Origin of the sequence: Mycobacterium sp. ACS4331 (assembly GCF_001667265.1) — a bacterium.
In the GTDB taxonomy this organism is placed as follows: domain Bacteria; phylum Actinomycetota; class Actinomycetes; order Mycobacteriales; family Mycobacteriaceae; genus Mycobacterium.
Window position 1 is genome coordinate 16,388 of the sequence record NZ_LZHW01000007.1, and the last position, 25,358, is coordinate 41,745.

Annotated in this window: 24 protein-coding genes; 17 read left to right on the forward strand and 7 right to left on the reverse strand. The window is 68.4% G+C overall.

Annotation, left to right across the window (positions count from 1 at the left end; translation table 11 throughout):
- Nucleotides 1–32: 32 nt before the first annotated feature.
- Complete coding sequence (locus A5727_RS01310; RefSeq protein WP_068243221.1) at nucleotides 33–653, reverse strand: maleylpyruvate isomerase family mycothiol-dependent enzyme; 621 nt, start codon at nucleotides 651–653, stop codon at nucleotides 33–35.
- On the reverse strand, nucleotides 640–1,758 hold the full coding sequence (locus A5727_RS01315; protein WP_068243224.1) for a citrate synthase 2: 1,119 nt from the start codon (nucleotides 1,756–1,758) through the stop codon (nucleotides 640–642). The genes A5727_RS01310 and A5727_RS01315 overlap by 14 nt, the downstream gene beginning before the upstream one ends.
- Before the next feature lie 100 nt (nucleotides 1,759–1,858).
- Between A5727_RS01315 and pdxH the strand changes: the two genes are divergently transcribed.
- From pdxH to A5727_RS01345, 6 genes are all read left to right on the forward strand, one after another.
- Nucleotides 1,859–2,497, forward strand: a complete 639-nt coding sequence (gene pdxH, locus A5727_RS01320) for a pyridoxamine 5'-phosphate oxidase (protein WP_082949526.1) — start codon at nucleotides 1,859–1,861, stop codon at nucleotides 2,495–2,497.
- Complete coding sequence (locus A5727_RS01325; RefSeq protein ID WP_068243230.1) at nucleotides 2,494–3,795, forward strand: MFS transporter; 1,302 nt, start codon at nucleotides 2,494–2,496, stop codon at nucleotides 3,793–3,795. The genes pdxH and A5727_RS01325 overlap by 4 nt, the downstream gene beginning before the upstream one ends.
- A 59-nt stretch (nucleotides 3,796–3,854) precedes the next feature.
- The gene (locus A5727_RS01330) at nucleotides 3,855–4,502 is read left to right on the forward strand and encodes a TetR family transcriptional regulator (RefSeq protein ID WP_068243233.1); all 648 of its coding nucleotides are present in this window, start codon (nucleotides 3,855–3,857) and stop codon (nucleotides 4,500–4,502) included.
- Nucleotides 4,503–4,630: 128 nt separating this feature from the next.
- Nucleotides 4,631–5,929, forward strand: coding sequence for a citrate synthase (locus tag A5727_RS01335; RefSeq protein ID WP_082949527.1), 1,299 nt, complete (start codon nucleotides 4,631–4,633; stop codon nucleotides 5,927–5,929).
- 126 nt (nucleotides 5,930–6,055) lie between these two features.
- Nucleotides 6,056–7,519, forward strand: a complete 1,464-nt coding sequence (locus A5727_RS01340) for an MFS transporter (protein WP_068243237.1) — start codon at nucleotides 6,056–6,058, stop codon at nucleotides 7,517–7,519.
- A complete protein-coding gene (locus A5727_RS01345; RefSeq protein ID WP_068243240.1) occupies nucleotides 7,503–7,913 on the forward strand; it encodes a MarR family winged helix-turn-helix transcriptional regulator in 411 nt (136 codons plus the stop codon). The genes A5727_RS01340 and A5727_RS01345 overlap by 17 nt, the downstream gene beginning before the upstream one ends.
- Here the strand turns inward: A5727_RS01345 and A5727_RS01350 are convergent.
- Nucleotides 7,910–9,475 (reverse strand): phytoene desaturase family protein, encoded by a 1,566-nt coding sequence (locus A5727_RS01350; RefSeq protein ID WP_068243243.1) that lies wholly within the window; start codon nucleotides 9,473–9,475, stop codon nucleotides 7,910–7,912. The two genes, A5727_RS01345 and A5727_RS01350, sit on opposite strands and share 4 nt — an antisense overlap.
- Before the next feature lie 4 nt (nucleotides 9,476–9,479).
- Nucleotides 9,480–9,743, reverse strand: coding sequence for a DUF2630 family protein (locus A5727_RS01355; RefSeq protein WP_068243246.1), 264 nt, complete (start codon nucleotides 9,741–9,743; stop codon nucleotides 9,480–9,482).
- A gap of 46 nt (nucleotides 9,744–9,789) precedes the next feature.
- On the opposite strand from A5727_RS01355, the gene A5727_RS01360 reads away from it, so the two are divergent.
- From A5727_RS01360 to arfC, 4 genes are all read left to right on the forward strand, one after another.
- A complete protein-coding gene (locus A5727_RS01360) occupies nucleotides 9,790–10,152 on the forward strand; it encodes an FKBP-type peptidyl-prolyl cis-trans isomerase (RefSeq protein WP_068243249.1) in 363 nt (120 codons plus the stop codon).
- Between the two features lie 165 nt (nucleotides 10,153–10,317).
- The gene (gene arfA, locus A5727_RS01365) at nucleotides 10,318–11,349 is read left to right on the forward strand and encodes a channel-forming protein ArfA/OmpATb (protein ID WP_068243252.1); all 1,032 of its coding nucleotides are present in this window, start codon (nucleotides 10,318–10,320) and stop codon (nucleotides 11,347–11,349) included.
- Between the two features lie 12 nt (nucleotides 11,350–11,361).
- Entirely contained in the window at nucleotides 11,362–11,517 is a 156-nt protein-coding gene (gene arfB, locus A5727_RS27755; protein ID WP_197507552.1) for a channel accessory protein ArfB, read from the forward strand.
- Nucleotides 11,514–11,975: a channel accessory protein ArfC, sunset domain variant gene (gene arfC / locus A5727_RS01370; RefSeq protein WP_068243255.1), complete on the forward strand. Its 462-nt coding sequence runs from the start codon at nucleotides 11,514–11,516 to the stop codon at nucleotides 11,973–11,975. The genes arfB and arfC overlap by 4 nt, the downstream gene beginning before the upstream one ends.
- A 117-nt stretch (nucleotides 11,976–12,092) precedes the next feature.
- Here the strand turns inward: arfC and prrA are convergent, their stop codons facing one another.
- A complete protein-coding gene (gene prrA / locus A5727_RS01375) occupies nucleotides 12,093–12,803 on the reverse strand; it encodes a two-component system response regulator PrrA (protein ID WP_157521173.1) in 711 nt (236 codons plus the stop codon).
- A gap of 207 nt (nucleotides 12,804–13,010) precedes the next feature.
- Here prrA and A5727_RS01380 point away from each other — a divergent pair, with 207 nt between their 5' ends.
- Complete coding sequence (locus A5727_RS01380) at nucleotides 13,011–14,975, forward strand: ABC transporter ATP-binding protein (protein WP_082949541.1); 1,965 nt, start codon at nucleotides 13,011–13,013, stop codon at nucleotides 14,973–14,975.
- On the forward strand, nucleotides 14,926–16,746 hold the full coding sequence (locus A5727_RS01385) for an ABC transporter ATP-binding protein (protein ID WP_068243260.1): 1,821 nt from the start codon (nucleotides 14,926–14,928) through the stop codon (nucleotides 16,744–16,746). Before A5727_RS01380 ends, A5727_RS01385 begins: the two co-directional genes overlap by 50 nt.
- On the opposite strand, the gene A5727_RS01390 is transcribed toward A5727_RS01385, so the two are convergent.
- Nucleotides 16,743–17,579: a LuxR C-terminal-related transcriptional regulator gene (locus A5727_RS01390; RefSeq protein WP_068243263.1), complete on the reverse strand. Its 837-nt coding sequence runs from the start codon at nucleotides 17,577–17,579 to the stop codon at nucleotides 16,743–16,745. The two genes, A5727_RS01385 and A5727_RS01390, sit on opposite strands and share 4 nt — an antisense overlap.
- 62 nt (nucleotides 17,580–17,641) lie before the next feature.
- Here A5727_RS01390 and A5727_RS01395 point away from each other — a divergent pair, with 62 nt between their 5' ends.
- From A5727_RS01395 to A5727_RS01410, 4 genes are all read left to right on the forward strand, one after another.
- Nucleotides 17,642–19,342 (forward strand): AMP-binding protein, encoded by a 1,701-nt coding sequence (locus A5727_RS01395; protein ID WP_068243266.1) that lies wholly within the window; start codon nucleotides 17,642–17,644, stop codon nucleotides 19,340–19,342.
- Entirely contained in the window at nucleotides 19,339–20,976 is a 1,638-nt protein-coding gene (locus A5727_RS01400) for an AMP-binding protein (RefSeq protein ID WP_068243269.1), read from the forward strand. The genes A5727_RS01395 and A5727_RS01400 overlap by 4 nt, the downstream gene beginning before the upstream one ends.
- 202 nt (nucleotides 20,977–21,178) lie before the next feature.
- A complete protein-coding gene (locus A5727_RS01405) occupies nucleotides 21,179–22,285 on the forward strand; it encodes a GGDEF domain-containing protein (protein WP_068243272.1) in 1,107 nt (368 codons plus the stop codon).
- A gap of 2 nt (nucleotides 22,286–22,287) precedes the next feature.
- Entirely contained in the window at nucleotides 22,288–23,343 is a 1,056-nt protein-coding gene (locus A5727_RS01410; RefSeq protein WP_068243275.1) for a pentapeptide repeat-containing protein, read from the forward strand.
- A 4-nt stretch (nucleotides 23,344–23,347) separates the two neighbouring features.
- Here A5727_RS01410 and A5727_RS01415 read toward each other — a convergent pair whose 3' ends face one another.
- The gene (locus A5727_RS01415; protein WP_068243279.1) at nucleotides 23,348–24,820 is read right to left on the reverse strand and encodes a carboxyl transferase domain-containing protein; all 1,473 of its coding nucleotides are present in this window, start codon (nucleotides 24,818–24,820) and stop codon (nucleotides 23,348–23,350) included.
- Between the two features lie 216 nt (nucleotides 24,821–25,036).
- Between A5727_RS01415 and A5727_RS01420 the strand changes: the two genes are divergently transcribed.
- Nucleotides 25,037–25,351, forward strand: a complete 315-nt coding sequence (locus tag A5727_RS01420) for a hypothetical protein (protein WP_197507558.1) — start codon at nucleotides 25,037–25,039, stop codon at nucleotides 25,349–25,351.
- Nucleotides 25,352–25,358 lie beyond the last annotated feature (7 nt).

Genomic DNA, 25,358 nt, shown 5'->3' on the forward strand with positions numbered 1-25,358 from the left:
TCGACTCGGCGTGGCCGCCGAACTCATCGCACTCAGACCACGGAGTAGCGCGGGGGCAGCGCCGCGCGCCCCGTGAGTGAACGCAGCACCGTCGGGCCGTCCCCGAACGCCACGGCGATCTGTGCGGCCAGCACGGTCGCGGCGGTCAGCACATCGGAGGGCGGAGTGAACTCGACGCGTGCGGCCTCGGCGATGTCGAGTCCATGCACCGCCAGTTCGAAGATCCGCGTGGGCAGATAACTGCTCAGCCGGATGCCCACGCCACCGATCACGGTGATCAGCGGGTCGCCGGCCGCGTCGATGTCGGCCAGCGCCTGCTCGACCAGGGTGTCGATGGTGCTTACCGGATCCGCGCCGAGGGCCTGCCCGGCCTGCCTGCCGCGTTCGACGATCTGCGCGGGATCCAGACTCGCCGACGCGGCCCGGACGTGAACGTAGTAGCCCGCCGCATCCGCGATGTCCTCCTGGTCGGCAGGGGACTTCAGGTACTCATGCACGGTGACCAGCGAGCGCGACGTGTGCCCGATCAGCGACCGCAGGTCCCATTCCCCCAGGCCCGGTCCTGACCAGGTGCTGTCTGGGATCTCCCGGACGAGGTCAGCGAATGCGCGCGCCGCCGACTCGAAGACCGCGCGCCCCTCAGCCGCGGACAACCCGGTCCCATCCGGTGACGTCCTCGGGCCGCCGCGGTGCCGGACCGACATAGAGGGCCGCGGGCCGGACCAGCTTGCCCAACCGTTTCTGCTCGAGGATGTGGGCGCACCATCCCGCGCTGCGACCGCAGGTGAACATCGCGGGCATCATCTGCGGCGGCACCCCGGCGAAATCCAGCATGACCGCCGCCCAGAACTCGACATTCGTCTCGATCGCCCGGTCGGGCCGACGCTCCCGAAGTTCGGTCAGCGCCGCCTGCTCCAGGGCCGCGGCGACCTCGTAGCGCGGTGCGCCCAGCCGCTTGGCCGTGGCGCGCAGCACGCGGGCGCGGGGGTCCTCGGCGCGGTAGACCCGGTGCCCGAAGCCCATGAGTTTCTCGTTGCGGTCGAGGATGCCCTTGACGACGGAACGCGCGTCACCGGTGCGTTCGACCTCCTCGATCATCGGCAGCACCCGCGCCGGCGCACCGCCGTGCAGGGGACCACTCATGGCACCCACGGCGCCGGACAGGGCCGCGGCGACATCCGCACCCGTCGAGGCGATCACGCGCGCGGTGAATGTCGAGGCGTTCATCCCGTGCTCTGCTGCCGTCACCCAGTACGCATCGATGGCCTCGATGTGTCGTGGGTCCGGTTCGCCCTGCCAACGGGTCATGAATCGTGCTGTCACGGTGCGACATTCATCGATCACCCGTTGCGGAACGGCGGGCCGGTAGATGCCGCGCGCCGACTGCGCCACATAGGACAGTGCCATCACCGAAGCACGCGCCAACTGGTCGCGCGCGGTGGCCTCGTCGATGTCCAGCAGCGGCGCGTAGCCCCAGATCGGGGCCAGCATCGCCAGTCCGGCCTGCACGTCGACGCGGACGTCGCCGGAGTGGATCGGCAGCGGGAACGGTTCGGCGGGAGCCAGGCTCCGGCCGAACGCGCCGTCGACCAGCAGCGCCCACACGTCGCCGAATGTGACGCGGGCACCGACCAGATCCTCGATGTCGACCCCGCGGTATCGCAGCGCGCCGCCGTCCTTGTCGGGTTCGGCGATCTCGGTCTCGAATGCGACGACGCCCTCCAGTCCGGGGACGAAATCCTCAGGCACCGCAGTCATGCGCTGATTCTCGCACCAGGGGCCGCCGCCGCAGCGGGCAACGGGGGTTCGGGCGTAGCTTAGGGCGGTGTCTGAATCGTGGGATGGGCTTCTGACGTCGATGCGGGTGGAGTACGGCTCGGTCGAGAAGGATGGCAGCGTCGACCTGGACACCGACTGGCTCGGTCCCGACCCGGCCACCGGATGGCTGGTCCTGTTGCGCACCTGGCTGGCCGAGGCCCAGGGTGCGGGCGTGGCCGAACCCAACGCGATGGTGGTGGCCACGGTGCACGATGGAAGGCCCGTGACGCGCACGGTGTTGTGCAAGGGCGTGGACGACACCGGGATCAGCTTCTTCACCAACTATGACTCCGCCAAGGGCGCCGACCTCGCCGTCACGCCGTATGCCTCCGCGACCTTCCCGTGGTACCAGCTGGGCCGGCAGGTCCATGTCCGCGGGGCCGTCACCAAGGTGAGCGCCGAGGAGACCGCCGACTACTGGTCGAAACGGCCCCGCGGGTCCCAGTTGGGCGCGTGGGCGTCGGCGCAGTCCCAGCCGATCGAGGACCGTGCCGCGCTGCTGGCCCAGTTGGCCGACGTCACCGCACGATTCGCCGACGACGCGGAGGTGCCGGTACCGCCGCACTGGGGCGGCTACCGCATCGCACCTGAGGTGGTCGAGTTCTGGCAGGGCCGGGAGAACCGAGTGCACAACCGGATCAGGATCGCAGACGGGCGCGTGCAGCGCCTGCAGCCGTGAGACGGCTCTTCGCCGACACCACACCCCTCAAACAGCCCGACTTCCGCCGGCTGTGGTGGGCTGGGATACCGACCGTCATCGGCGCGAACCTGACGATCTTCGCGGTCCCGGTGCAGCTGTACGTGCTCACCGAGAACTCGGCGTACGTCGGTCTGGCGGGTGCGTTCGCGTTGGTGCCCCTGATCGTGTTCGGCCTGTGGGGCGGGGCCTGGGCCGACGCGATGGACAAGCGCGTGCTGCTGATCATCGCGTCGTGTGGGTTGGCGGCCGCCTCGGTGCTGCTGTGGCTGCAGGCCGCGCTCGGGGTGGACAACGTCTGGTTGGTGCTGTGCCTGCTGGCGGTCCAGCAGGCGTTCTACGCGATCAACTCACCGACGCGGGCCGCCGCCATCCCGCGGATGCTTCCCGACGAACAGCTGGCCGCGGCCAACTCGCTGAACATGACCGTGACGCAGTTCGGCGCCATCGTCGGTCCCCTGATGGCCGGCCTGATGCTGGCGTGGGTGGATCTGTCGACCCTCTATCTCATCGACGCGATCACATGCCTGGCGCCGATCTGGGCGACGTGGAAGCTGACGTCCATGCCGCCGACGGAGACGGCGGAGGGCGGGTCCCGCTGGGGCTTCGGAGCCGTGTGGGAGGGCTTCCGGTACCTGGCCGGCAACACCGTCGTGCTGATGTCCTTCGTGGTGGACCTCATCGCGATGATCTTCGGCATGCCGCGGGCGCTGTTTCCGCAGATCGCTCATGAGAGCTTCGGCGGTCCGGTCGACGGCGGCACGACGATGGCGCTGCTGGCCGCGGCGATGTCGATCGGCGCCGTGGCCGGCGGTGTGTTCTCCGGTTGGCTGCCGCGGGTGCGGCGGCAGGGGCTCGCGGTGGTGGTGTCGATCGTCGTCTGGGGTGTGGCGATGATCGGCTTCGGCCTGGCCTGCGGATGGGCCGGGGGACAGGCCGGCGTACTGCTCACGGTGGCCGTGGTCTTCCTGGCGGTCGGCGGGGCGGCGGACATGGTGTCGGCCGCATTCCGGTCGACGATTCTGCAGCAGGCCGCCTCCGACGAGCTCCGGGGCCGCCTGCAGGGTGTCTTCATCGTGGTGGTGGCGGGCGGGCCCCGCATCGCCGACGTGCTGCATGGTTCGGCGGCCGTGGCCGTCGGCACCGCCGCGGCGGCGGCCGGAGGTGGCGCGCTGGTGGTGATCGGTCTGACGGTGGCGTCCCTGGCCGTCCCGGCCTTCATCCGCTACCGGGTCGGGGTGGGACTGCCGCGTCAAACGTCCGAGACTGACAAAATATGACGACTGTGAAATGCCCGGTACGGCACTTTGCGGCCCATGGCGGCATCGACGCCTCTAGCATGCAGGGTGTGGGGAACACCGCCGGCGATGTCGGACTTCGGGAACGAAAGAAGCAGCGGACACGCGCAACGTTGATCGACGCCGCCGTTCAACTGTGTCTTGAGCAGGGTTACGGCAACACCACCGTCGAGCAGATCGCGGCCGCGGCCGACGTGTCGCCGCGCACCTTCAGCCGGTACTTCGCCACCAAGGACGCCGTCGTCATGACGCTGCTCGAGGACTTCGTGCAGGCGGTGTCCGATGAGCTCGACAGGATTCCCGGCGACGTGCCCGCCTTGGAAGCGATCAAACGGGCCCACGTCACGGTGCTCAACGCAATCCCGTCCGGCGAAGTCGAGGGCCTGACGCCGCAGCGCATCGTGCTGATGCTGCGCATCATCAACTCGACGCCCGGGCTCAAGGCCGCCGCCGCCGAGTTCCGGCCGCAGGCGACCTCGGTCGCCATGGCAGAGCGGCTCGGTGTCGGTGTCGGTGACCGCCGTCTGCATCTGGTGATGTCGGTCTGGGCGTCGATCATCATCACCGCCTGCGGTGACCTGGTGGAGGATCGCGACGGCCGGGAACTGGGGCCCGAACTGATGGTCGAGCGCATCTCGGACACGTTCGCCGATTTCACCGCGCTGACGGCGGGTCTGTCTCAGGACTGACCCCGGCGCCGAGCAACCCTCTCCGGGGGTCGAGAGCAACCCCCCGCAGGCGTAGCGTCAGCGCAGCGACTACCTTTCCTAGGTACAGACAGCACTTGCGGCTGCCGATCAGCGCAGAAGGGGTTCTTGTGGCCGACGATTCAACCCGTGAAACCGCGACTCTGAAGTACCCGGGTGGGGAAATCGACCTGGACATCATCCCCGCTACGGAGGGTTCCGACGGGATCGCACTGGGGTCGTTGCTCTCCAAGACCGGGTATACGACGTTCGACGGCGGATTCGTCAACACCGCGTCGACCAAGTCGGCCATCACCTACATCGACGGCGATGCGGGCATCCTGCGCTACCGCGGTTACCCGATCGAGCAGCTGGCCGAGAAGTCGACCTTCATCGAGGTCAGCTACCTGCTGATCTACGGTGAGCTGCCGACCAAGGACCAGCTGGAGAAGTTCACCACCCAGATTCAGCGCCACACGCTGCTGCACGAGGACCTCAAGCGGTTCTTCGACGGCTTCCCGCGCAACGCGCACCCCATGCCGGTGCTCTCCAGCGCGGTCAACGCCCTGAGCGCGTACTACCAGGATTCACTGGACCCGCTGGACAACAAGCAGGTCGAGCTGTCGACGATCCGCCTTCTGGCCAAGCTGCCCACGATCGCGGCCTATGCCTACAAGAAGTCCGAGGGGCAGCCGTTCCTGTACCCGGACAACTCGCTGACGCTGGTGGAGAACTTCCTGCGGATGACGTTCGGCTTCCCGGCCGAGCCGTACGAGGTCGACCCGGAGATCGTGCGGGCGCTGGACATGCTGCTGATCCTGCACGCCGACCACGAGCAGAACTGCTCGACGTCGACGGTGCGCCTGGTGGGCTCGTCGCAGGCCAACCTCTTCACGTCCATCTCCGGTGGCATCAACGCGCTGTGGGGCCCGCTGCACGGCGGCGCCAACCAGGCCGTGCTGGAGATGCTGGAGAAGATCCGCCAGGGTGACGACGACGTCGCGACCTTCGTCCGCAAGGTCAAGAACCGCGAGGACGGCGTCAAACTCATGGGCTTCGGTCACCGGGTCTACAAGAACTACGACCCGCGGGCGCGGATCGTCAAGGAGCAGGCCGACAAGATCCTCGGCAAGCTCGGCGGCGACGACGAGCTGCTCGACATCGCCAAGCAGCTCGAGGAGATCGCGCTGACCGATGATTTCTTCATCGAGCGCAAGCTCTACCCGAACGTCGACTACTACACCGGCGTGATCTACCGGGCGATGGGCTTCCCGACCCGCATGTTCACGGTGCTGTTCGCGCTGGGCCGTCTTCCGGGCTGGATCGCGCACTGGCGTGAGATGCACTCCGAGCCCAACAAGATCGGCCGCCCGCGCCAGATCTACACCGGCTACACCGAGCGCGACTACGCCGCCATCAGCACCCGCTGACCTCGCTGCCCTTTCTCGCCCATAACAACGTTTGGGCGAGAAAGTGCGAGTGATTCGCGTCGCTTCGTCGATATCGGCGGAGTGTGGGCCTTGCCAACCCAACAGTTGTAGTTTCACAATTGTTAGGTGAATGCAACGATCGGTGAGCTCAGCCGCGGCCGGAAAATGGTGATCCTGGCCTCCTGCTGCCTGAGCCTGCTCATCGTGTCGATGGACATGACGATCGTGAACGTCGCACTCCCGTCCATCCGCGCCGACTTCGACGCCTCCGCGGCGCATCTGCAATGGGTCATCGACATCTACACGCTGGTGCTGGCGTCGCTGCTGCTGTTGTCCGGCGCCGCTGGCGACCGCTGGGGCAGGCGGCGGGTCTTCCAGATCGGCCTGACGGTCTTCGCGTTCGGATCACTGCTGTGCTCACTGGCTCCGAGCATCGACATGCTGATCGCAGCGCGCTTCGTGCAGGCCGTGGGCGGGTCGATGCTCAACCCGGTGGCCATGTCGATCATCACGCAGGTCTTCACCGATCGGGCCGAACGGGCCCGTGCGATCGGCGTCTGGGGTGGCGTGGTCGGCATCTCGATGGCGCTGGGACCGATCGTCGGCGGCGCGCTGATCGAGTACGTGGGCTGGCGCTCGGTGTTCTGGATCAACCTGCCCATCTGCGCATTGGCGATCCTGCTGACCGCTGTGTTCGTGCCCGCGAGCAGATCGTCGACCGTGCGTGACTGGGACCCCGTCGGCCAACTTCTGGGGATGGCAACGCTTTTCGGGACGGTCTATGTCCTGATCGAAGGGCCCAGCCACGGTTGGCAGGCGCCCACGACGGTCGCCGCCGGCGTCGTCGCCGTGCTGGGCGCGGTGGGCTTCCTGTACTACGAGGCCCGGCACCACGACCCGTTCATCGACCTCCGCTTCTTCCGCAGCATCCCGTTCGCCGCAGCGACGGTGATCGGGATCTGCGCGTTCGCCGCCTACGGCGCATTCCTTTTCATGATGTCGCTGTACCTGCAGGGACACCTGGGCTACACGGCCATGCACACGGGCCTGCTCTACCTGCCGCTGGCGGTCGGCGCGCTGATCTTCTCACCGCTGTCGGGCCGGCTGGTGGCCCGGTTCGGCAGCCGCCCTTCGCTTCTGGTCGCCGGGACACTGATCACAGGCGCCACCGTGATGATGGCGAGCATGTCGGCGCAGACCCAGACCTGGCAGCTGATCGCGATCTTCGCGGTGTTCGGGGTCGGTTTCAGCATGGTCAACGCGCCGATCACCACGGCCGCCGTCAGCGGGATGCCGCTGGACCGGGCCGGGGCGGCCTCCGCCGTCGCATCCACCAGCAGGCAGGTCGGCGTCAGTCTGGGTGTGGCCCTGTGCGGTTCCGTCGCAGGCCTTGCGATCGCCTCGCCCACCGCGGATTTCACCGCCGACGCGCGGCCGCTGTGGGTGATCTGTGCGCTGCTCGGCCTGGTGATCGTCGTCCTGGGCATCGTCTCGACTTCGCCTCGGGCGCTGCGGTCGGCGGACCGACTGGCGCCCCTGATCTCTGGAACGTTCGAGCCGCGGAGGAGGGTCGATGCCGGACACCGCTGACGCCGTCTGGCTGGAGATGTCCAAGTTCGTGATCGACAACAAGGACACCTGGAAAAGGGCTGTCGTGGAGCGGACGGGATTGCCGTTCAGCCGAATTCGCATCCTGCGTCGCCTGGCCCGGGAATCGCTGACCGTCAAGCAGATCGCGCGGGCCGCCACGGTCGACGCCCCGGCGGCGACGGTCGCGGTCAACGACCTCGAGGATCGTGGCCTGGTGGTGCGCGAAGTGGACCCCGCCAACCGGCGGTGCAAGGTGGTATCACTGACCGAAACGGGCCGCGCCATGGTGCGGGTCATCGATGAGACCGAGGATCCGGCGCCTGCGCCGCTTCGTGCCCTGGACAGCGGTGACCTCAGCGCCCTTCGGGACCTGTTGGCCAAACTGCGGGACTAACCCGCGAGGACGGCCATGGCCGCGTTGTGCCCGCCGATGCCGGACACCGCGCCGCCCCGCAACGCACCAGAACCGCACATCAGGATGCGCTCGTGTGCGGTGGCCACGCCCCACTGGCGTGCCGCGGTGTCCAACTGCTCGTCGTCACCGGCGAACGGCCAACTGAGCGCGCCGTGGAAGATGTTGCCCGCCGTCATCCCCAGGGTGGACTCGAGGTCGGCGGTGGTCTTGGTCTCGATGCAGGGCCGACCCTGCGCGTCGAGCATCACGACATCCGTAACAGGCTCGGCCAGAACCGAATTCAACGAGCCCAGCACGGCGTCGGTGAGTCGCGCGCGGATGTCGTCGGGATCGGCGCCGACGGTGAGCCCGTGCGGGGTGTGCAGGCCGAACACCGTCAGCGTCTGTGCCCCGGAGGCACGCAGTTCCGGGGACAGGATGCTGGGGTCGGCCAGCGAATGGCAGTAGATCTCGCACGGAACGGGGTCGGGGATGACGCCGGCGGCGGCCTGCTGGTGTGCGGCGTCGAGTTGAGTCCAGGTCTCGTTGATGTGGAACGTGCCGCCGAAGGCCTGCTCGGGGGTCACGGAGTCGTCGCGCAGGCGTGGCAGTCTGCGCAACATCAGGTTGACCTTGACCTGCGCGCCCGGGGCGGTGGCCGGGGCCGGTTCGCCGAGAAGTTGCGCGAGCACCGCCGGTGTCACGTTCGCCAGCACATGGCCCGCGGCGACGACGTGCTCGCGGCCATCCTGCCGGAAGTGCAGCTGGCCGTCCGGGTTGATCGCGAAAACCTCGGCTCCCGTGACGATTTCGGCGCCGAAGCGGGCTGCGGACGCGGCCAGGGCGCTGGTGACCGCGCCCATGCCGCCGATCGGCACGTCCCAGTCGCCGGTGCCACCGCCCAGCAGGTGGTAGAGCAGGCAGATGTTCTGTCGCAGGCTCGGGTCCGACGTGCGCGCGAACGTGCCGATCAGGGCGTCGGTGGCCACCACGCCCCGCACCACGTCGTTGTCCACCGCCGCCGTGATGGCCTCGGCGATCGGGCGCTCCATCACCATGTCCCAGGCCAGCGCGGCCTCGTCGGCGCCGCCGTCGAGGATCAACCGCCGGGCCTGGGCGCGGGTGCGCAGCGGCTCCAACAGAGTGGGCCACAGGCGCTGGGTGACGATTCCCATGCGCCGGTAGAACTGCGCGAAAGCCGCCGCGTCGGACTGTGCTCCGATGGCCGCGAACGCCGCGGGATCGGGGTCGGTCCCGATCAGCAGGCCCGTACGACCCCCGGTGGCCGGATCCGGGGTGTAGGACGCAGCGCGCCTGCGGGCCAGCTGCACGGGTGCATCGAGGTCGTCGATGATCTGCCGGGGCAGCAGGCTGACCAGGTAGGAGTACCGCGACAAGTGCGCGTCCACTCCCGGGAACGCCTGTGCCGACACCGCGGCCCCGCCGACCTGCGGTTGCCGTTCCAGCACCGTGACCCTGAGCCCGGCCCGCGCCAGATATGCGGCCGCGACCAGGCCGTTGTGGCCGCCGCCGACGACGGCGACGTCGATGGTGTCGGTCATCGGCTCAGTTCTGGTACCCCTCGACTTCGTCGCCGGGGCGCACGCTGGCATCGCTGGGATCCCCGCCGCTGGCGCGCAGGGCGCGACGCTGGCGCAACAGGTCCCAGCACTGGTCGAGGGCGATCTCGATGTTCCGCAGGCGGTCGTGCTCCTCGGATGCGGTGATCTCGTTCTTCTGCAGGCGCGACCGGAGAGCCTTCTCCTCGGCCACCAATTCGTGAATGCGGGACAGTGTGTCGCTGTCGTCGGACTGGTGCTGTGCAGCCATTCAGCAAGTGTGCCCGATCCAGAGGCCGCGGACTAAGGTCATTGCAATGACGAACAAACCTGAGATCGAGTTCCCCGACGGTCCCGCGCCGGAAGAACTGGTCATCGAAGACCTGGTGGTGGGCGAGGGTGCGGAGGCGGTGCCGGGTGGCACGGTCGAGGTTCATTACGTCGGCGTCGAATACGACACCGGTGAGGAGTTCGACAGCTCGTGGGATCGCGGGCAGAGCATCGAATTCCCCTTGCGCGGGCTGATTCAGGGCTGGCAGGACGGCATTCCTGGAATGAAGGTCGGTGGCCGGCGCAAGCTGACCATTCCGCCCGCACAGGCATACGGCCCCGCCGGCGGCGGACACCGACTGTCCGGCAAGACGCTGATATTCGTGATCGATCTGCTCGGTACGCGCTGACAGCAAACTGCTCTGTCCGCACGACGGCCGAGGTGGCATTGTCCGCCTCGGCCGTCGTTGGCTTTTCACCCGGTGTTTGAGGTGAATCGGTCCTTCCGTGAAGGTGGTGTTCTAGGCTACGAATCGTTCACGCGAGCTAACCGACTGCACGACGATGGAGGTCCAATGTCGGATCCCGATGAAACGCGCACTGTCACTGGGTGGCGAACGGCATCTCGGCTTTATCGGCAGTCTCCGGGAATCGGGTGGTTGATGGCGCTTGTGGCCATTCCGCTGCTGCTCGGACTTTTGGGCTGGGGCCTGCTGGATAAATCCTCCCGGGACACCGAGGTGTCGCTTCCGGGCACCGCGCCCTCGGTCACCGTCCCTCCGGTCAGTGCACCTGAGGTGAATGCGCCCGACGTCGCCTCGGCGCTGTCGATCGTCCGTAACGGCAATGACATCACCGTCACGGGTGATCTGCCCGACGACGCCGCCAAGAGCGGCCTGCTCGATTCCCTGCGCGGCGTCTTCGGCGCGGATGTGAATCTGATCGATCAGGTGAACATCAAGGCCGGCGTCGACGCTCCAGACCTGTCCGGCCTCGGCGACGTGTTCAGGGCCGCGGTCGACATCCCCGACTTCAATTGGAGGCTCGAGGGCGACACCATCACGTTGACGGGCACGGCGGCGACCGAGCAGGTCAAGGCGGCGGTCGAGGCCGCCGCGAAGTCTGCGTGGCCGAACGTCGCGATCGACAACCAGATTCGTGTCGGTGCCCCAGGTGCGCCCGGTGCCCCAGGTGCGCCCGGTGCGCCCGGTGCCCCCGGTGCCCCCGCACCGGCTCCCGCGGGCGGATGCGGAAACCTGCAGACCGACATCTCCGCTGCGCTCAACGCGCCGATCAACTTCCAGACCGACGGCTTCACGCTGACGCCGGGCAGCCAGCAGATGCTGAGCCGGGTCGCACAGAAGATCACGGCGTGCCCCGAGGTTCGGATTCGGGTCGACGGCTACACGGACAGCAGCGGCAACGACGCCATCAACGTGCCGCTGAGCGCCAACCGCGCCAAGGCCGTGGCCGATTACCTGGTGTCGCAGGGCGTCGGGGCCGACCTGGTCACCTCGCAGGGACACGGCTCGGCCGACCCGATCGCCAGCAATGACACGGCCGAGGGCAAGGCCAAGAACCGCCGCGTCGAGATCACGGTCAGCTGAGGAGGATTCGACATGGACTTCGTCATCCAATGGCTCTGGTACCTGCTGGCTTTCCTGCTCGGGTCGCTGGTCGCCTGGCTGATCGCCGTCGTCACGATTCGGCGCACCAGCGAGGAGGAGGCGTTCGCCGACCTTCCCGGTTCGCGTCAGATGGGAGAACAGCGATGAGTGACGTGAACTGGTGGCTGATGGCCCTGGCGTTCGCGCTCGGTGTGCTGTTGACGCTCGCCTTCATGATCCGCCGGGTCACCCGTGAGGTGCCGGTCTACGCTCCGCTGGGTCGGGGCCCGAAGGGCGACGTTGACGCGGCGGGTGTGTCCGGGGCCAAGGCCGCGGGCGTGGCCGCCGGTGCCGGTGCCGGTTCCGGTGCCGCAGCCGCAGACACCGATGACGTGGCGATCGCCGAGGAGGCGCCGTTCGGCGCGGGTTCGGTGCGCCTGGTGTCGGGCAGCAGGACCGGCCCGTCGGGGTACACCATCAAGGGCAACGAGGATTCGATGCTCTACCACACCACCGAGAGCCCCTCGTATGAGCAGACCATCGCCGAGGTCTGGTTCAAGAACGTCGACGACGCCGAACGCGCGGGCTTCCAGCGCTGGGACATCCGCAGTCGCGGCAAGCAGTAGCGGCGGCGCGCGCACACCCGCCAAAATGTGCGGAATGGCAGGCTATTCGTCGAAAAAGCCTGCAGATCCGCACAAAAACGCTGCGGTGTGACTCGCGCCCGCGCACGCCCGAGCCCGCTACTGCGTCCTGAGCACAAACCCCACGCCGCGCACGGTGTGCAGCAGGCGCGGGGCGCCACCGGCCTCGAGCTTGCGCCGCAGGTAGCCGATGAAGACGTCGACGACGTTGGTGTCGGCGGCGAAGTCATAGCCCCACACCAGTTCAAGCAGTTGGGCGCGGGAGAGCACCGCAGTCTTGTGCTCGGCGAGCACCGCCAGCAGATCGAACTCACGCTTGGTCAGGTCCACGTCGACACCGTTGACCCGGGCGCGCCGGCCCGGGATGTCGACCTCAAGCGGACCCACCGAGATGGTCTCGGACGAGAACGTCGCGGTCGCACCGCGCCGGCGCAGCAGCGCCCGCACGCGTGCCACGAGCTCGGCCAGCACGAACGGCTTGACCAGGTAGTCGTCGGCACCGGCCTCCAGCCCGGCGACCCGGTCATCGACCGAACTGCGGGCCGACAGCACGCACACCGGGACGTCGTTGTCCATGGCGCGCAGCGCGGTCACCACGCTCACCCCGTCGAGCACGGGCATGTTGATGTCGAGCACGATCGCATCGGGCCTGTTCTCGGTGGCGCTGCGCAGCGCCTCTGCACCGTCGACCGCGGTCGAGACCTCGAAGCCGGAGAGCCGCAGACCGCGCTCGAGGGACGCCAGCACGTCGGCGTCGTCATCGACGACCAAGACCCGAGGAGAACCTGCACCACTGTCCATGGCGCCAATCTTGCCTGATCGCTGCCCGCGAACGTGGGAAGCGGTTGACCTCATCAATGGTTGAGGTCTTAGCGTGGCCGTCATGGACCCGCGCCGATCGACGCTCACCCGGGTCCCCTGGACCTGTCGCCGCAGGTCGACGGCAGTCGGCCCACGCAGAGAATTTCGCTTGCCCGACGTGCGAACATCGGAATCAGGGGTCAGGCCATGGCGTTGATGTCGCACGGGTCGGGTAAGTGTGAGAGCACGCATCTGCAATCGAGGAGCGATGAGCCTTTGGCAGCGTCGATACCACCGCCGCCCGCCCGAATCAGGAGCAGTTCAGACCTGATCCGGCTGCTGCCATACCTCCTGCCGTACCGGGCCCGCTGGCTCACGATGATCGTGGTCGCGCTGGTGAGCCTGGGCGCCACGATCGCGATCCCGCTGATGACCAAGGCCGTCATCGACGGTCCCGTGCGGCACCAGGACCAGCAGGGATTGTGGATTCTGGGTGCCGCCGCGCTGGGGGTCGGCATCACCGAGGCCGTGCTGTGGTTCATCCGGCGCTGGTTGGTCGCGCGCGCCACGATGGGCGTCGAGGCCGACATCCGCAAGGACCTCTACGCCCGCCTGCAGATCCTGCCGATGTCCTTCCACGGCCGCTGGGAGTCCGGCCAACTGCTGTCCCGCGTCATGAACGACTTGGCGACCATCCGTCGTTTCCTGTCGTTCGGGCTGGTGTTCCTGCTGCTCAACGTCGTCCAGATCACCGTGGTGACGGGCATCCTGCTGGCGATGTACTGGCCGCTGGGCGTCGTCGTGGTCGTGTCGATCGTGCCGATCACCCTGACGGTGCTGCATTTCGAGCGGCAGTTCACCCGGCTGTCCCGGCAGGCCCAGGATCAGTCCGGGGTCGTGGCCACCCACGTCGAGGAGGCCGCACTGGGCGTGCGGGTGGTCAAGTCGTTCGGGCGCGAGGAGTACGTGTTCGACAGGTTCGACACCGAGGCCACGGCGCTCTATGACCTCCAGGTCCGCAAGGTGGGTGTGTCGGCGCGGTTCTGGACCCTGCTCGAGGTGATTCCGAACCTGACGCTGATCGTGGTGCTGGGATTCGGGGCATACGCCGCAGGCCACGGCCTGGTCACGATGGGCACCCTGGTCGCGTTCATCACGATGATGCTGTCCCTGGTGTGGCCCATCGCCTCGCTGGGGTTCCTGCTGTCGATGATGCAGGAGTCGATGACGGCCTCCAACCGCATTGCCGAGATCTTCGACGCGCCACGCGAAATCGACGACGGCCCGATCGCGGACCCGCCGCGCGTGGGCCGGCTCGAACTCATCGACGTCGGGTTCCGGTTCCCCGATGCGGCCGAGAACGCGCTGCGGCACGTCAACCTCACGGTCGAACCGGGCGAGACGGTGGCTCTCGTCGGTGCGACGGGGTCGGGCAAGTCCGTCCTGGTGGCGTTGTTGTCCCGGCTCTATGACGTGACCGAGGGGCGAATCCTGCTGGACGGTGTCGACATCCGCGATCTGAGACTGAGCGCCCTTCGCGGTGCGGTGGCCACGGCCTTCGAGGACCCGACGCTGTTCTCGATGTCGGTGGCCGAGAACCTGCGCCTTGGCCGGTCGGAGGCGAGCGACGAGGACCTCGCCCGGGCGATCGACATCGCCTCCGCGCACTTCGTCTACGACCTGCCGTACGGACTGGACACCCGCATCGGCGAGCAGGGCATGAGCCTGTCCGGCGGTCAGCGTCAGCGGCTGGCCCTGGCCCGGGCCATCCTGGCCGACCCCAAGGTCCTGGTGCTCGACGACACCCTGTCCGCGCTCGACGTGCACACCGAGGCCGAGGTCACCGAGGCCCTGCACCGAGTGCTGGGGGGAGTCACGGGAATCGTTGTCGCTCATCGGGCTTCGACGGTCCTGCTGGCCGACCGGGTCGCGCTGCTGGCCGACGGGCGCGTCACCCACGTCGGCACCCACGCCCAGCTGCTGGCCGACGTCCCGGAGTACCGGGATCTGCTGGCCGCCGACGACGGGCTCAACGACGACCTCGAATGCGCCACCACATGGGAGGCCGACGAGGAGTGGAACCGGTTGGGCCGCACCTACACCGAACAGAGTCAGGACGAGGAGGTGAGCGATGAGCGAGACAGTCTGGCGCGGCCGGCTGGACGAGAAGGCCGACGATGACCTGCCGATCGATGAGGCGCTGCCGCGGCGCCGCGAGGCCCGTGATCTGCTCTACTCGCTGCTGACGCCGTTCCGGTTCACGGTTGCGGTGCTTGCCGTGATCGTCGTGGTGGAGAACGGCGCCCGGCTCGCGGTCCCGCTGCTGGTGCAACGTGGCATCGATCGCGGCATCCCGCCGATCGTCGAAGGCGGCCCGGCGCGTGAGCTCATGATGATCGTGGCCGCGCTGTGCGCCGTGGTGTGCGTCCAGGCGGTCAGCCGGATGGTGTTCCTGAAGCGTTCCGGTCAGATCGGGCAGAAGGTGCTGCTCGAACTGCGGCGCCGGGTGTTCCGTCACTTCGGCCGCCTCGACGTCGCATTCCACGACCGGTACACGTCCGGCCGTGTGGTCAGCCGGTCGACCAACGACATCGAAGCCATCCAGGAGATGCTGCAGACGGGGTTCGACAGCCTGATCACCGCGGTGCTGACCCTCGGTGGCACCGCGGTCCTGCTGATCGTGCTGGACTGGCGCCTGGGCCTGGTCTGCCTGGTGGCCTTCCCGATTCTCGTCGCACTGGCGGCATGGTTCCGCACCGAGTCGGCCAAGACCTACCGTCAGGTGCGCGAGAGCGCCGCACTGGTGATCGTGCAGTTCGTCGAGACCATGACGGGCATCAAGGCCGTGCAGGCCTACCGGCGCGAGGGCCGCAACCAGGAGATCTTCGACGACGTCGCCGACCGCTACCGCGACATCAACGAGAAGACCTTCAAGCTGGTCGCGATCTTCATGCCCGGCGTCAAACTGGTCGGCAACATCACCACGGGCGTGGTGCTGCTCTACGGCGGATACCGGGTGCTGCACGGTGAGATGACCATCGGCACCCTGACCGCGTTCCTGCTGTACCTGCGGATGTTCTTCGAACCCATGCAGGAGATCACGCAGTTCTTCAACACCTTCCAGTCGGCGTCCTCGGCGCTGGAGAAACTGGCCGGGGTGCTGGCCCAGAAGCCCGCGATCGCCGATCCGGAGCATCCGTTGACCCCGAAGACGGTGCGCGGCCGGATCGAACTCGACCATGTGAGCTTCTCCTACGTGCCGGATCGGCCCGTGCTGCCCGACCTCGACCTCGTGGTGCCCGCAGGTCAGACCGTCGCCTTGGTGGGCACCACCGGTGCCGGCAAGACCACCATCGCCAAGCTCATCGCGCGGTTCTACGACCCGACCTCCGGGGTGGTCCGACTCGACGGGATCGACCTGAGGGACCTCGACCAGGATGAGCTGCGCCGCCACGTCGTGATGGTGACGCAGGAGAACTTCATGTTCTCGGGCACCGTCGCCGACAACATCCGCTTCGGCCGCCCCGAGGCCACCGACGCCGAGGTGGTCGCGGCGGCTGAGGCAGTGGGTGCCGACCGGTTCATCGCGGCCCTGCCCGACGGGTACGAGACCGACGTGGCCAAGCGCGGCGGTCGCCTGTCGGCCGGCCAGCGCCAGCTGGTGGCGTTCGCGCGGGCGTTCCTGGCCGATCCTGCGGTGCTGATCCTCGACGAGGCGACGTCCTCACTCGACATCCCCAGCGAGCGGATGGTGCAGCGCGCACTCAAGACCGTGCTGGCCGATCGCACGGCCCTGGTGATCGCTCACCGGCTGTCGACCGTCGAGATCGCAGACCGGGTCCTCGTCCTCGAACACGGCCGGGTCGTGGAGGACGGCCCGCCCGCGGAACTGGTCCGCGGCGACGGGCACTACGCCGCGCTGCACGACGCCTGGGTGCGCTCCCTGGTCTAGGGGATCAGTCGCGCGCGCCGCGCCCGGCTGACGGCCTCATGCCGCGTGCTGGTGCCGAGCTTGGCCGCCGCGCTGCGCAGATAGCTTTTGACGGTCTCGGGTTTCAGCGAGAGTCGTTGGGCGGCTTCCTTGTTGGTGCAGCCCAGGGCGACCTGGGCCAGGACGTCGAGTTCTCGTGACGTCAGCGGCACGCTGCCCGGTGGATGCTCGGCGGTCAGCAGGTCCGCCAGCCGGCGAAGCTGCCCCTGCAGCGGCGGTGGCGCGTCGACCGCCAGCCGACGGAGTTCGGCGTGCACCTCACGCACCTGTTCGGGCCGGGCCGCGCCGTCACCGAACTGGGCGGTCTGCGCGTCCCGCAGCCGCAGCCTGCGGTCGACCTCGTCGCGGATGGTCAGTTCCTGGCTCAGCCGTCGCGCGGACGACACCATCGCGGCCGCGGTGCGGTCGCCGATCGGCGAGGCATCCCGATGGGCGCCGTAGAGGACCGCGCGCGCCCGGCCGTCGACCAGGACGGGCACCGCGAGGATGGACGTGATGCCCTCGGTGAGCACGGGTTCGTCGTAGTCGTGGGTGATCGCCGAGGCGTGCCGGTAGTCGGGCACCGACAACGGCCGCCGAGCGACCACGGTCGCCCCGCCGAGTCCCGCGCTGGGCCGCACCGCGAGGCCTCGCATCGCGGATGTGCGGGCGCCGAAGAACTCGGTGAGCAGCAGGGTGTCTCCATGCAGCTGGCCACCGAAGGTCAGCGGCAGCCCGGTGGTCGAGGCCACCGCGCGGAGTTCGGCCCGCAGCGCGTCGTCGTCGCGCGGACGTAGGAGCCGTTGGACGGGCATCGGGTTCTCTACCCTCTTTCGGGGGTGGTGGCGGGTCGGCTGTGACGTAGATCCTATTCCCCATGGGATCGAACACAGATCGCTATCGCAGCGCGCGCGATCAACTCGTCACTGTCCTCACCGATTACGACAAGGCGGTCGCCACGTTCGAGTGGCCCCGCCTGGAGGGCACGTTCAACTGGGCGACCGACTGGTTCGACGTGATCGCCGCCGAGCCGGGCACCGCCGAGCGCCTGGCCCTGTGGATCGTCGAAGAGGACGGCAGCCAGACCAAGGCGACGTTCGCGCAGATGGCGCAGCGCTCCGATCAGCTCGCGACATGGTTGCGCAGTCTCGGCGTCAGCAGGGGCGACCGGGTGATCCTGATGCTCGGCAACCAGATCGAACTGTGGGAGTCGATGCTCGCCGTGACCAAGCTCGGCGCCGTCGTGATGCCGACGACCGCAGCGCTGGGCCCGGAGGACCTCGCAGATCGGATCAGCCGTGGCGCGGCGCGGTTCGTCATCGCCAACATCGCCGACGCGCCGAAGTTCGACGACGTCGAGGGGGACTACGGACGCATCGTCGTCGGCGGCGAGGTGCCGGGGTGGCGGTCCTTCGCCGAGTCGGCGGACGTCGTGTCCGAGGGCCCCTTCCAGCCGGGCACCGCGGTCGACGACCCCCTGCTCGTGTACTTCACCTCCGGCACCACCAGCCGACCCAAGCTGGTCGAGCACTCCCAGATCAGCTACCCCGTCGGGCACATGTCCACGATGGCCTGGATCGGTGTCCGACCCGGCGACACACACCTGGCGATCAGCTCGCCGGGCTGGGCGAAGCACGCATGGAGCTGCTTCTTCGCGCCGTGGATCGCCGAGGCCACGATCTTCGTCTACAACTACGCACGCTTCGACGCCGCGGCGCTGCTCGACCAGCTCCGCAGGGCCGAGGTCAACACGTTCTGCGCGCCTCCGACGGTGTGGCGCATGCTGATTCAGGCCGACCTCGGGGAGCGCCCCGCGGGTCTGCGCGAAATCCTCGGTGCCGGTGAGCCGCTCAACCCCGAGGTGATCGGCACCGTCGAACGGGCCTGGGGGCTGACCATCCGCGACGGGTTCGGCCAGACCGAGACCACGCTGCAGATCGGCAACACCCCGGGGCAGCCCGTGAAGCCGGGATCGATGGGCCGGCCGATGCCGGGCGTGCCGGTGATCCTGATCGACCCGCTGACCGGCGAGCCCGCCGATGAGGGGGAGATCTGCCTGGACCTGCGTCAGTCGCCGCTCAACCTCATGACCGGATACCTGGGCGATCCCGAGCGCAACGCAGAGGTGATGGCCGGCGGTCGCTACCACACCGGTGACGTCGCCAGCCGTGACGAGGACGGTTACATCACCTACATCGGACGCACCGACGACGTGTTCAAGTCCTCCGACTACAAGGTGTCGCCGTTCGAGCTGGAGAGCGTGCTCATCGAGCACCCGGCGGTGGTCGAGGCCGCGGTGGTCCCACAACCCGACGACACCCGCCTCGCGGTCCCCAAGGCGTACGTGACGTTGGCCGAGGGCTGGGCCGACGGCGCCGAGACGGCCCGGGCCATCCTGGAGCACGCGCGGGATCACCTCGCGCCGTACCTGAAGGTGCGTCGCGTCGAGTTCGCCGAGCTGCCGAAGACCGTGTCCGGCAAGATCCGCCGGGTCGAACTGCGCCGACGTGAAGAGGACGCCCACCGGGACGGCACCCCGATCACCACCGAATACCGTTACGAGGACCTGGTTCGATGAACGCGGCGTCGCACTCGTATGCGGCGGGTCCCACCGATCGGCCGATCCTCGAGGAGACGGTGGGGGCGAACTTCGAGCGGGTCGCGGCCGAGCACGCGGGTGCCGAAGCCCTCGTCGACGTGGCCGGCGGGCGCCGGTGGACCTACGCTGAACTCGACCATGACATCGACGTGACGGCAAGGGCGTTGATGGCCATGGGCATTCAGCGTGGTGACCGGGTCGGCATCTGGGCGTCGAACTGTCCCGAGTGGGTGATCGTGCAGTTCGCCACGGCGAAGATCGGCGCCATCCTGGTGACGATCAACCCGGCCTACTGCACCCGCGAGCTCACCTATGTGCTGGGCCAGTCCGGTGTACGGACCCTGATCGCTTCGACCGGGTTCCGCGACGACGACTTCGTGGGAATGGTCGCCGCGGTCAGGTCCGACGTTCCGGAGTTGGTCGACGTGGTGTTCCTGGGCACCGACGACTGGTCGAACCTGCGGGCGCGGGCCGCCGAGGTCAGTGCCGACCAGCTGCGCGCCCGGGCGGAGAGCCTGTCGAACCACGATCCGATAAACATTCAATACACCTCCGGGACAACGGGTTTCCCCAAAGGGGCGACGCTGTCGCACCGCAACGTTCTCAACAACGGCTACTTCGTCACCGACTTGATCGAGCTCGAAGCAGGCGACCGGTTGTGCATCCCCGTGCCGTTCTACCACTGTTTCGGCATGGTCATGGGCAATCTGGGCTGCACCACCCACGGCGCCACGATCGTGATCCCCGGACCCGGTTTCGACCCCACCGCCACGTTGCGTGCAGTGGAGAAGGAAAGGTGCACAGGGGTTTACGGAGTCCCGACGATGTTCATCGCGATGCTGGCTCAGCTGTCACTCGCGGACTTCGACCTGTCCTCGCTGCGCACCGGCATCATGGCCGGCGCGGTCTGCCCGGTCGAGGTGATGAAGCGCTGCGTCAACGATATGCACATGTCCGAGGTCGCCATCGCCTATGGCATGACCGAAACGTCCCCGGTGTCGTGCCAGACCAGGCTCGGCGACGATCTGGAACGGCGGACGGCCACGATCGGGCGTGTGCACCCGCACGTGGAGATCAAGATCGTCGACCCGGAGACCGGGCTCGTGGTGCCGCGAGGCGAACCGGGCGAATTCTGCACCCGCGGTTACTCGGTGATGCTGGGTTACTGGAAGGACGAGGCCAGGACTCGGGAGGCCGTCGACGCCGACGGATGGATGCACACCGGGGATCTGGCGGTCATGCGTGAGGACGGCTACTGCACGGTGGTCGGACGGATCAAGGACATGGTCATCCGCGGCGGTGAGAACATCTATCCGCGTGAGATCGAGGAGTTCCTGTACACCCACCCCGACGTCGAGGACGCGCAGGTGGTCGGCGTTCCCGACGAGAAGTACGGCGAGGAGATCTGCGCCTGGATCCGGATGCGTCCCGGGCGTGCCCCTCTGACTGCTCCGGCCCTGCGGGAGTACGCATCCGGGAAGCTGGCGCACTACAAGATCCCGCGCTACGTGCACGTGGTCAGTGAGTTCCCGATGACGGTGACGGGGAAGGTGCGCAAGGTCGAGATGCGTGCGGAGAGTGCGCGGATTCTCGGTCTCGGATCTCGCCAGTAACTCCCGCGGTGCACTGCTGCTGCCGCCGAACGATGGCTCATTGATTCGGTCCTTGTCGAAACGCGTTTCGGCCTGTGAAAGTGCTACGTCGGCAAGCGGGTGATGCGGTCCGGGTGCACGCTGCCGATGCTGGGTCGTCTCCACGGACCCGTGTCGGTGCTCCTGTGACGCGTCCCCACGCAGACGCAGGGGGAGTGGACCGTTGGGCAGTAAGACCATTCGCCGACGACATCGCATCGGCGCGCAGTTCTACTCGATGCAGTCGATCATCTCAGGACACGACCATTCGGCCTGGCTGCGGCGGTTGATCATGCTGGGCGCGCCCGCGCTCGTGGTGTCCTATCTGGTGCTGGGGAACAGCCCCCTGTCCGGTCCGATGCGGTTCATGCCCCTGCCCGTGCTCGTGGCCGCGGTGGCCGTCGTGCAACTGGGCGCCTGGTTCGCCCGGGGGTGGTTCTCGGTGACGGGTTCGACGCTGTTCACCGCATCGGCCACGCTCGCTTTGACCATTGCCTGCCTGAGCCCGGCAAACCCCCTCGTCGGCATGCTCGGTGCCACCCTGTTTGCCGCCCTGGGCGGATACGTCGTGCTCTTCCATCCCCGATCGGCGTACGCGGTGTTCGGTTCGGCGGCGCTGGTCGTGGCTGTCCTCGGCTGGCGGATCGAAAGTGCGGGTGACCCGTGGCTCGCGGCGAGCGCGCTGGTGACGGTGGCGATCGTGATCGCCTCGTCGCTCACGATCTGCGTGATGGTGCGGGACGGGTTTCACATCGACGTCACCGATGACGACCTCGAGCCGTTGACCGGGCTGCTCAACGAGGCCGCATACAGGCGCGCGGTCGCGTCGCTGATGACGGCACGCGGTCGCGAGGAGGACCGGTACCTGGCGGTGACCGTCGTGGACATGGATCAGTGGCCGACCCTGGCGGGTGTCAAGGGCCGCCGGACCGCCGATCGGGCCCGCATCGCGATCGCCAGGGCGGTCCGAGGGACCGTCCGGCGGGGCACGGCAGTGGCCCACCCTGTGCCCAACCGGCTGCTGCTCGCCGAGGTGATGAGCGCCAAGGATCCCGCCGGGATGGCCAACCGGATCGGGGCGACCATCGCGGCCACCCCGCCGTGCATGACGGCCAGCATCGGTACGGCCACCGCGTCGCTGGACACCCTGGCGAGCCTCCCGCCGGATCTGGTCATCGACCGGTTGACCGCCGCGGCCGGCGATGCCGCTGCCGATGCCCGCCGCGCGGGCGGGGGTCAGGCTCGGCACGTCCACGTGGAGATCATCGGCGGCGACTTCGGTGGCCATTGACCGTGCGAGAGGACGACGGCCACGAGGGCCGGCATCGCATGCATGCGCAGGCGGCCCGCGGACGGTCGTTGCGCTCGTCGGTCGGGTTGTGGTGCGGATGGGCGGCCGTCGGGACCGTGGCGGTTTCAGCGGCGTTGGCGTGGTTGTTCAGCGCAGCGCAGCGTGACGGATCGCCAGCCTGGGCGCGCGGCGTCTCCGCCGAGCAGTGGCTGATGGCCGTGGTGTCGGCGTCGCTTCTGGTGGCCACCGTGATCGGGGCCGCCGGCGCAGCTCTGGCCCACCGTCGTCAGCGCTTACGCGAGGCCGACCAGTTCGCCCGGGACATCGCGCATCGGCAGAACGACATCTCGGCGCGACGACTCAAGCTCGAGATCGACCGATACCGGTTGGACCGCAGCCGGCACGACTTCGCACTCGCGCGCCGTCACGATGCCCGGGTCCAGATGCTGCGCGGGCGGTTCGGCGAGTCTGTGCGACAACTGGCGGCGCCGCGGACGGCTGCCAGACTCGCGGGCGCCTACGCACTGGCCGAGCTTGCGGACGAATGGCATCGCCTGGGCGTGGACGGTGAGCGGCAGGTCTGCGTGAGTCTGTTGTGCGGGCAGCTTCGGGTGGCGCCCCGCACCGATGACGACGATCGGGAGTTCCGCAGAACGGTCCTCGGACTGTTGCGCGGGCGTCGCCGCAACTACCTGCCCATCGACGGTGAAACCAGTTGGCGGACATGCGAAATAGACCTCTCCGGAGCGTCGCTGGCAGGTGCCGATCTCAGCGACACCGACCTGCGCCACACCGATCTCGGGGGTGTCGATCTGTCGGGGGCCAACCTCACCTCGGCCGAACTCTCGGGAGCGGTCCTGGTCGGTGCGACGTTGTATCAGTGCTGGCTCATGGGTGCGGATCTCCGGGACGCGGTGCTGGTCGGAGCTGACCTGCGGCGAGCAAGCCTGGTCGAATCCGACATCAGGGGAGCGGATTTCACCGGGGCCGACCTCGACTCGGCCAGGCTGGACCGGGCGCGCTCGGATTCGGGCACCACCTGGCCCGTCGGGCGCTGAGCGGTCAGGGCAGTCCGAGTCGGCGGTAACGCCGCAACCTGGCGGCCAGGCGGTCCGGATCCGGGGTCGCCGACAGGCGCGCGACTTCGAAGGCGATCGCCTGTGCCAGGCGTTTCGAGAACTCAATCGGTTCGTCGGCCGCGTCGGGATGTTCGGGGACGATCACATCGACGATGCCGTTGCGCAGCAGGTCCGCTGATCGAATTCCTTGGGCGGCAGCCAATTCCGGGGCATGTGCGGTGTCGCGGAAGACGATCGCACTGGCGCCCTCGGGAGGCAGTGGGGCCAGCCAGCCGTGCAGTGCGGCCAGCACTCGGTCGGCGGGCACCATCGCCAGCGCGGGGCCGCCGCTGCCCTGGCCCATCAGCACCGAGACCGTCGGGACATCCAGCGTCACCAGTTCGGACAGGCAGCGGGCGATCTCACCGGCCAGGCCACCCTCTTCGGCCTCCTCCGACAGGGCCGGACCCGCGGTGTCGATGACGAGCACGAGGGGCAGTTTGAGGCCGGCGGCGAGCGCCATCCCGCGGCGGGCCTCGCGCAGCGCGGCCGGGCCCACCGTGCCGCCGACCACACGCCGCTGGCCGAGCACGACCACCGGTTGGCCGCCGAATCGCGCGAGCGCCAACAGCGTCGTCGCGCCCTCACCCTCCCCGGTCCCGGACAGCAGCACCCGCTCTCCTGCGCCATGGCGCAGCAGGTGGCCCACGTCGGGACGGTCCGGCCGCCGCGAGGCCTCCACCGAGTCCCAGGCGGAGACGTCGGGGAGGGGTTCGGCCGCAAGCGGTTCGGGAGGGGGGCCAGGAGGGTCGGCGACGACCTTGAGTGCCCAGTCCAGCGTGCGGCGTAACCCGTCCAGCGGCACCACGCCGTCGATCACGCCGTGGTGGCGCAGGTTCTCGGCGGTCTGCACCCCGGACGGGAACGGCTCACCGTAGAGGTGCTCGTACACCCGCGGGCCCAGGAAACCGACCAGCGCATTCGGTTCGGCGACCGTGATGTGCCCGAGCGATCCCCACGATGCGAAGACGCCGCCCGTCGTCGGATGCCGCAGGTACACCAGGTAGGGCAGATGGGCGCGCTTGTGCAGGGTGACCGCGGCGGCGATCTTGACCATCTGCAGGAACGCGACGGTGCCCTCCTGCATGCGGGTGCCGCCGGAACTCGGGGACGCCAGCAGCGGCAGGCGCAGTGCGGTGGCCCGTTCGACGGCCGCGGTGATGCGCTCGGCGGCGGCCACCCCGATGGACCCGGCCAGGAAGTCGAACTCGCAGGCCACGACGGCCACGCGGCGACCGAACACCGTGCCCTCACCGGTCACCACGGACTCGTCCAGACCCGTTGCGGTCCTGGCCGCCGCCAGTTCGTCGGAGTACTGCGGTGATGTGGGGACTTCGATCGGCGGGGCGTCCCAGCTGACGAACGAGCCCGGATCGAGCACGGTGTCACGCAGCTGGCGGGCGCTGATGCGGCTCACGAGACGAGGGTAGTCGGGGCCTCATCGGCATGAACTGGAGCCGGGGACGTGGTTCTGCTGCCACGTGTCATCGGTTGGTGACGCCGTGGGGAGGTGGGGTGTCGGGGTGGGGAGGTAAGTGTGTCCCTGCTGCCGCGCGTCACCACTTGTTGACAGCTGCCCACAACATCGAATCTCAGGCGCATTTCTGTCGGAGGCTTGCAGCACGCTCATCCCATGGCCGACAAACCATGGTGGGAGACCGACCCGACCATCCTCGAAATCCGGCGGAGATCGGACGAGGAACTGCAGCGAGCGGCCGACGCGGCGAGACCGGTCGATGACTCCCCGGACCCCGTCCTGAACGAGATCTGGTCCGGTGCCTGCGTCCGCGGCCTGCGGATGGCCAGGGAGAAGCTGGCCGCGGCCCGCGAGGACTACGAGGAGGCCGTGCTCAAAGCCCGAAGGGCGGGCCTGTCGTGGGGCGAGATCGGCGCTGTGCTGGGTGTCTCCCGCCAACAGCTGCATCGCAGATTCCGTGACCGTGACTAGGGTGGGC

What these genes read in the sequence shown, in the direction of transcription:
- A5727_RS01315 (WP_068243224.1), bottom strand. Translation starts at nt 1,758, where the DNA reads ATGACTGCGGTGCCTGAGGATTTCGTCCCCGGACTGGAGGGCGTCGTC.
- arfC (WP_068243255.1), top strand. Translation starts at nt 11,514, where the DNA reads ATGAGTGACGTGAACTGGTGGCTGATGGCCCTGGCGTTCGCGCTCGGT.
- A5727_RS01360 (WP_068243249.1), top strand. Translation starts at nt 9,790, where the DNA reads ATGACGAACAAACCTGAGATCGAGTTCCCCGACGGTCCCGCGCCGGAA.
- A5727_RS01345 (WP_068243240.1), top strand. Translation starts at nt 7,503, where the DNA reads ATGCCGGACACCGCTGACGCCGTCTGGCTGGAGATGTCCAAGTTCGTG.
- arfB (WP_197507552.1), top strand. Translation starts at nt 11,362, where the DNA reads ATGGACTTCGTCATCCAATGGCTCTGGTACCTGCTGGCTTTCCTGCTC.
- A5727_RS01385 (WP_068243260.1), top strand. Translation starts at nt 14,926, where the DNA reads ATGAGCGAGACAGTCTGGCGCGGCCGGCTGGACGAGAAGGCCGACGAT.
- A5727_RS01395 (WP_068243266.1), top strand. Translation starts at nt 17,642, where the DNA reads ATGGGATCGAACACAGATCGCTATCGCAGCGCGCGCGATCAACTCGTC.
- A5727_RS01380 (WP_082949541.1), top strand. Translation starts at nt 13,011, where the DNA reads ATGTCGCACGGGTCGGGTAAGTGTGAGAGCACGCATCTGCAATCGAGG.
- A5727_RS01390 (WP_068243263.1), bottom strand. Translation starts at nt 17,579, where the DNA reads ATGCCCGTCCAACGGCTCCTACGTCCGCGCGACGACGACGCGCTGCGG.
- pdxH (WP_082949526.1), top strand. Translation starts at nt 1,859, where the DNA reads ATGCGGGTGGAGTACGGCTCGGTCGAGAAGGATGGCAGCGTCGACCTG.
- A5727_RS01355 (WP_068243246.1), bottom strand. Translation starts at nt 9,743, where the DNA reads ATGGCTGCACAGCACCAGTCCGACGACAGCGACACACTGTCCCGCATT.
- A5727_RS01420 (WP_197507558.1), top strand. Translation starts at nt 25,037, where the DNA reads ATGGCCGACAAACCATGGTGGGAGACCGACCCGACCATCCTCGAAATC.
- arfA (WP_068243252.1), top strand. Translation starts at nt 10,318, where the DNA reads ATGTCGGATCCCGATGAAACGCGCACTGTCACTGGGTGGCGAACGGCA.
- A5727_RS01350 (WP_068243243.1), bottom strand. Translation starts at nt 9,475, where the DNA reads ATGACCGACACCATCGACGTCGCCGTCGTCGGCGGCGGCCACAACGGC.
- A5727_RS01330 (WP_068243233.1), top strand. Translation starts at nt 3,855, where the DNA reads ATGCAGGGTGTGGGGAACACCGCCGGCGATGTCGGACTTCGGGAACGA.
- A5727_RS01400 (WP_068243269.1), top strand. Translation starts at nt 19,339, where the DNA reads ATGAACGCGGCGTCGCACTCGTATGCGGCGGGTCCCACCGATCGGCCG.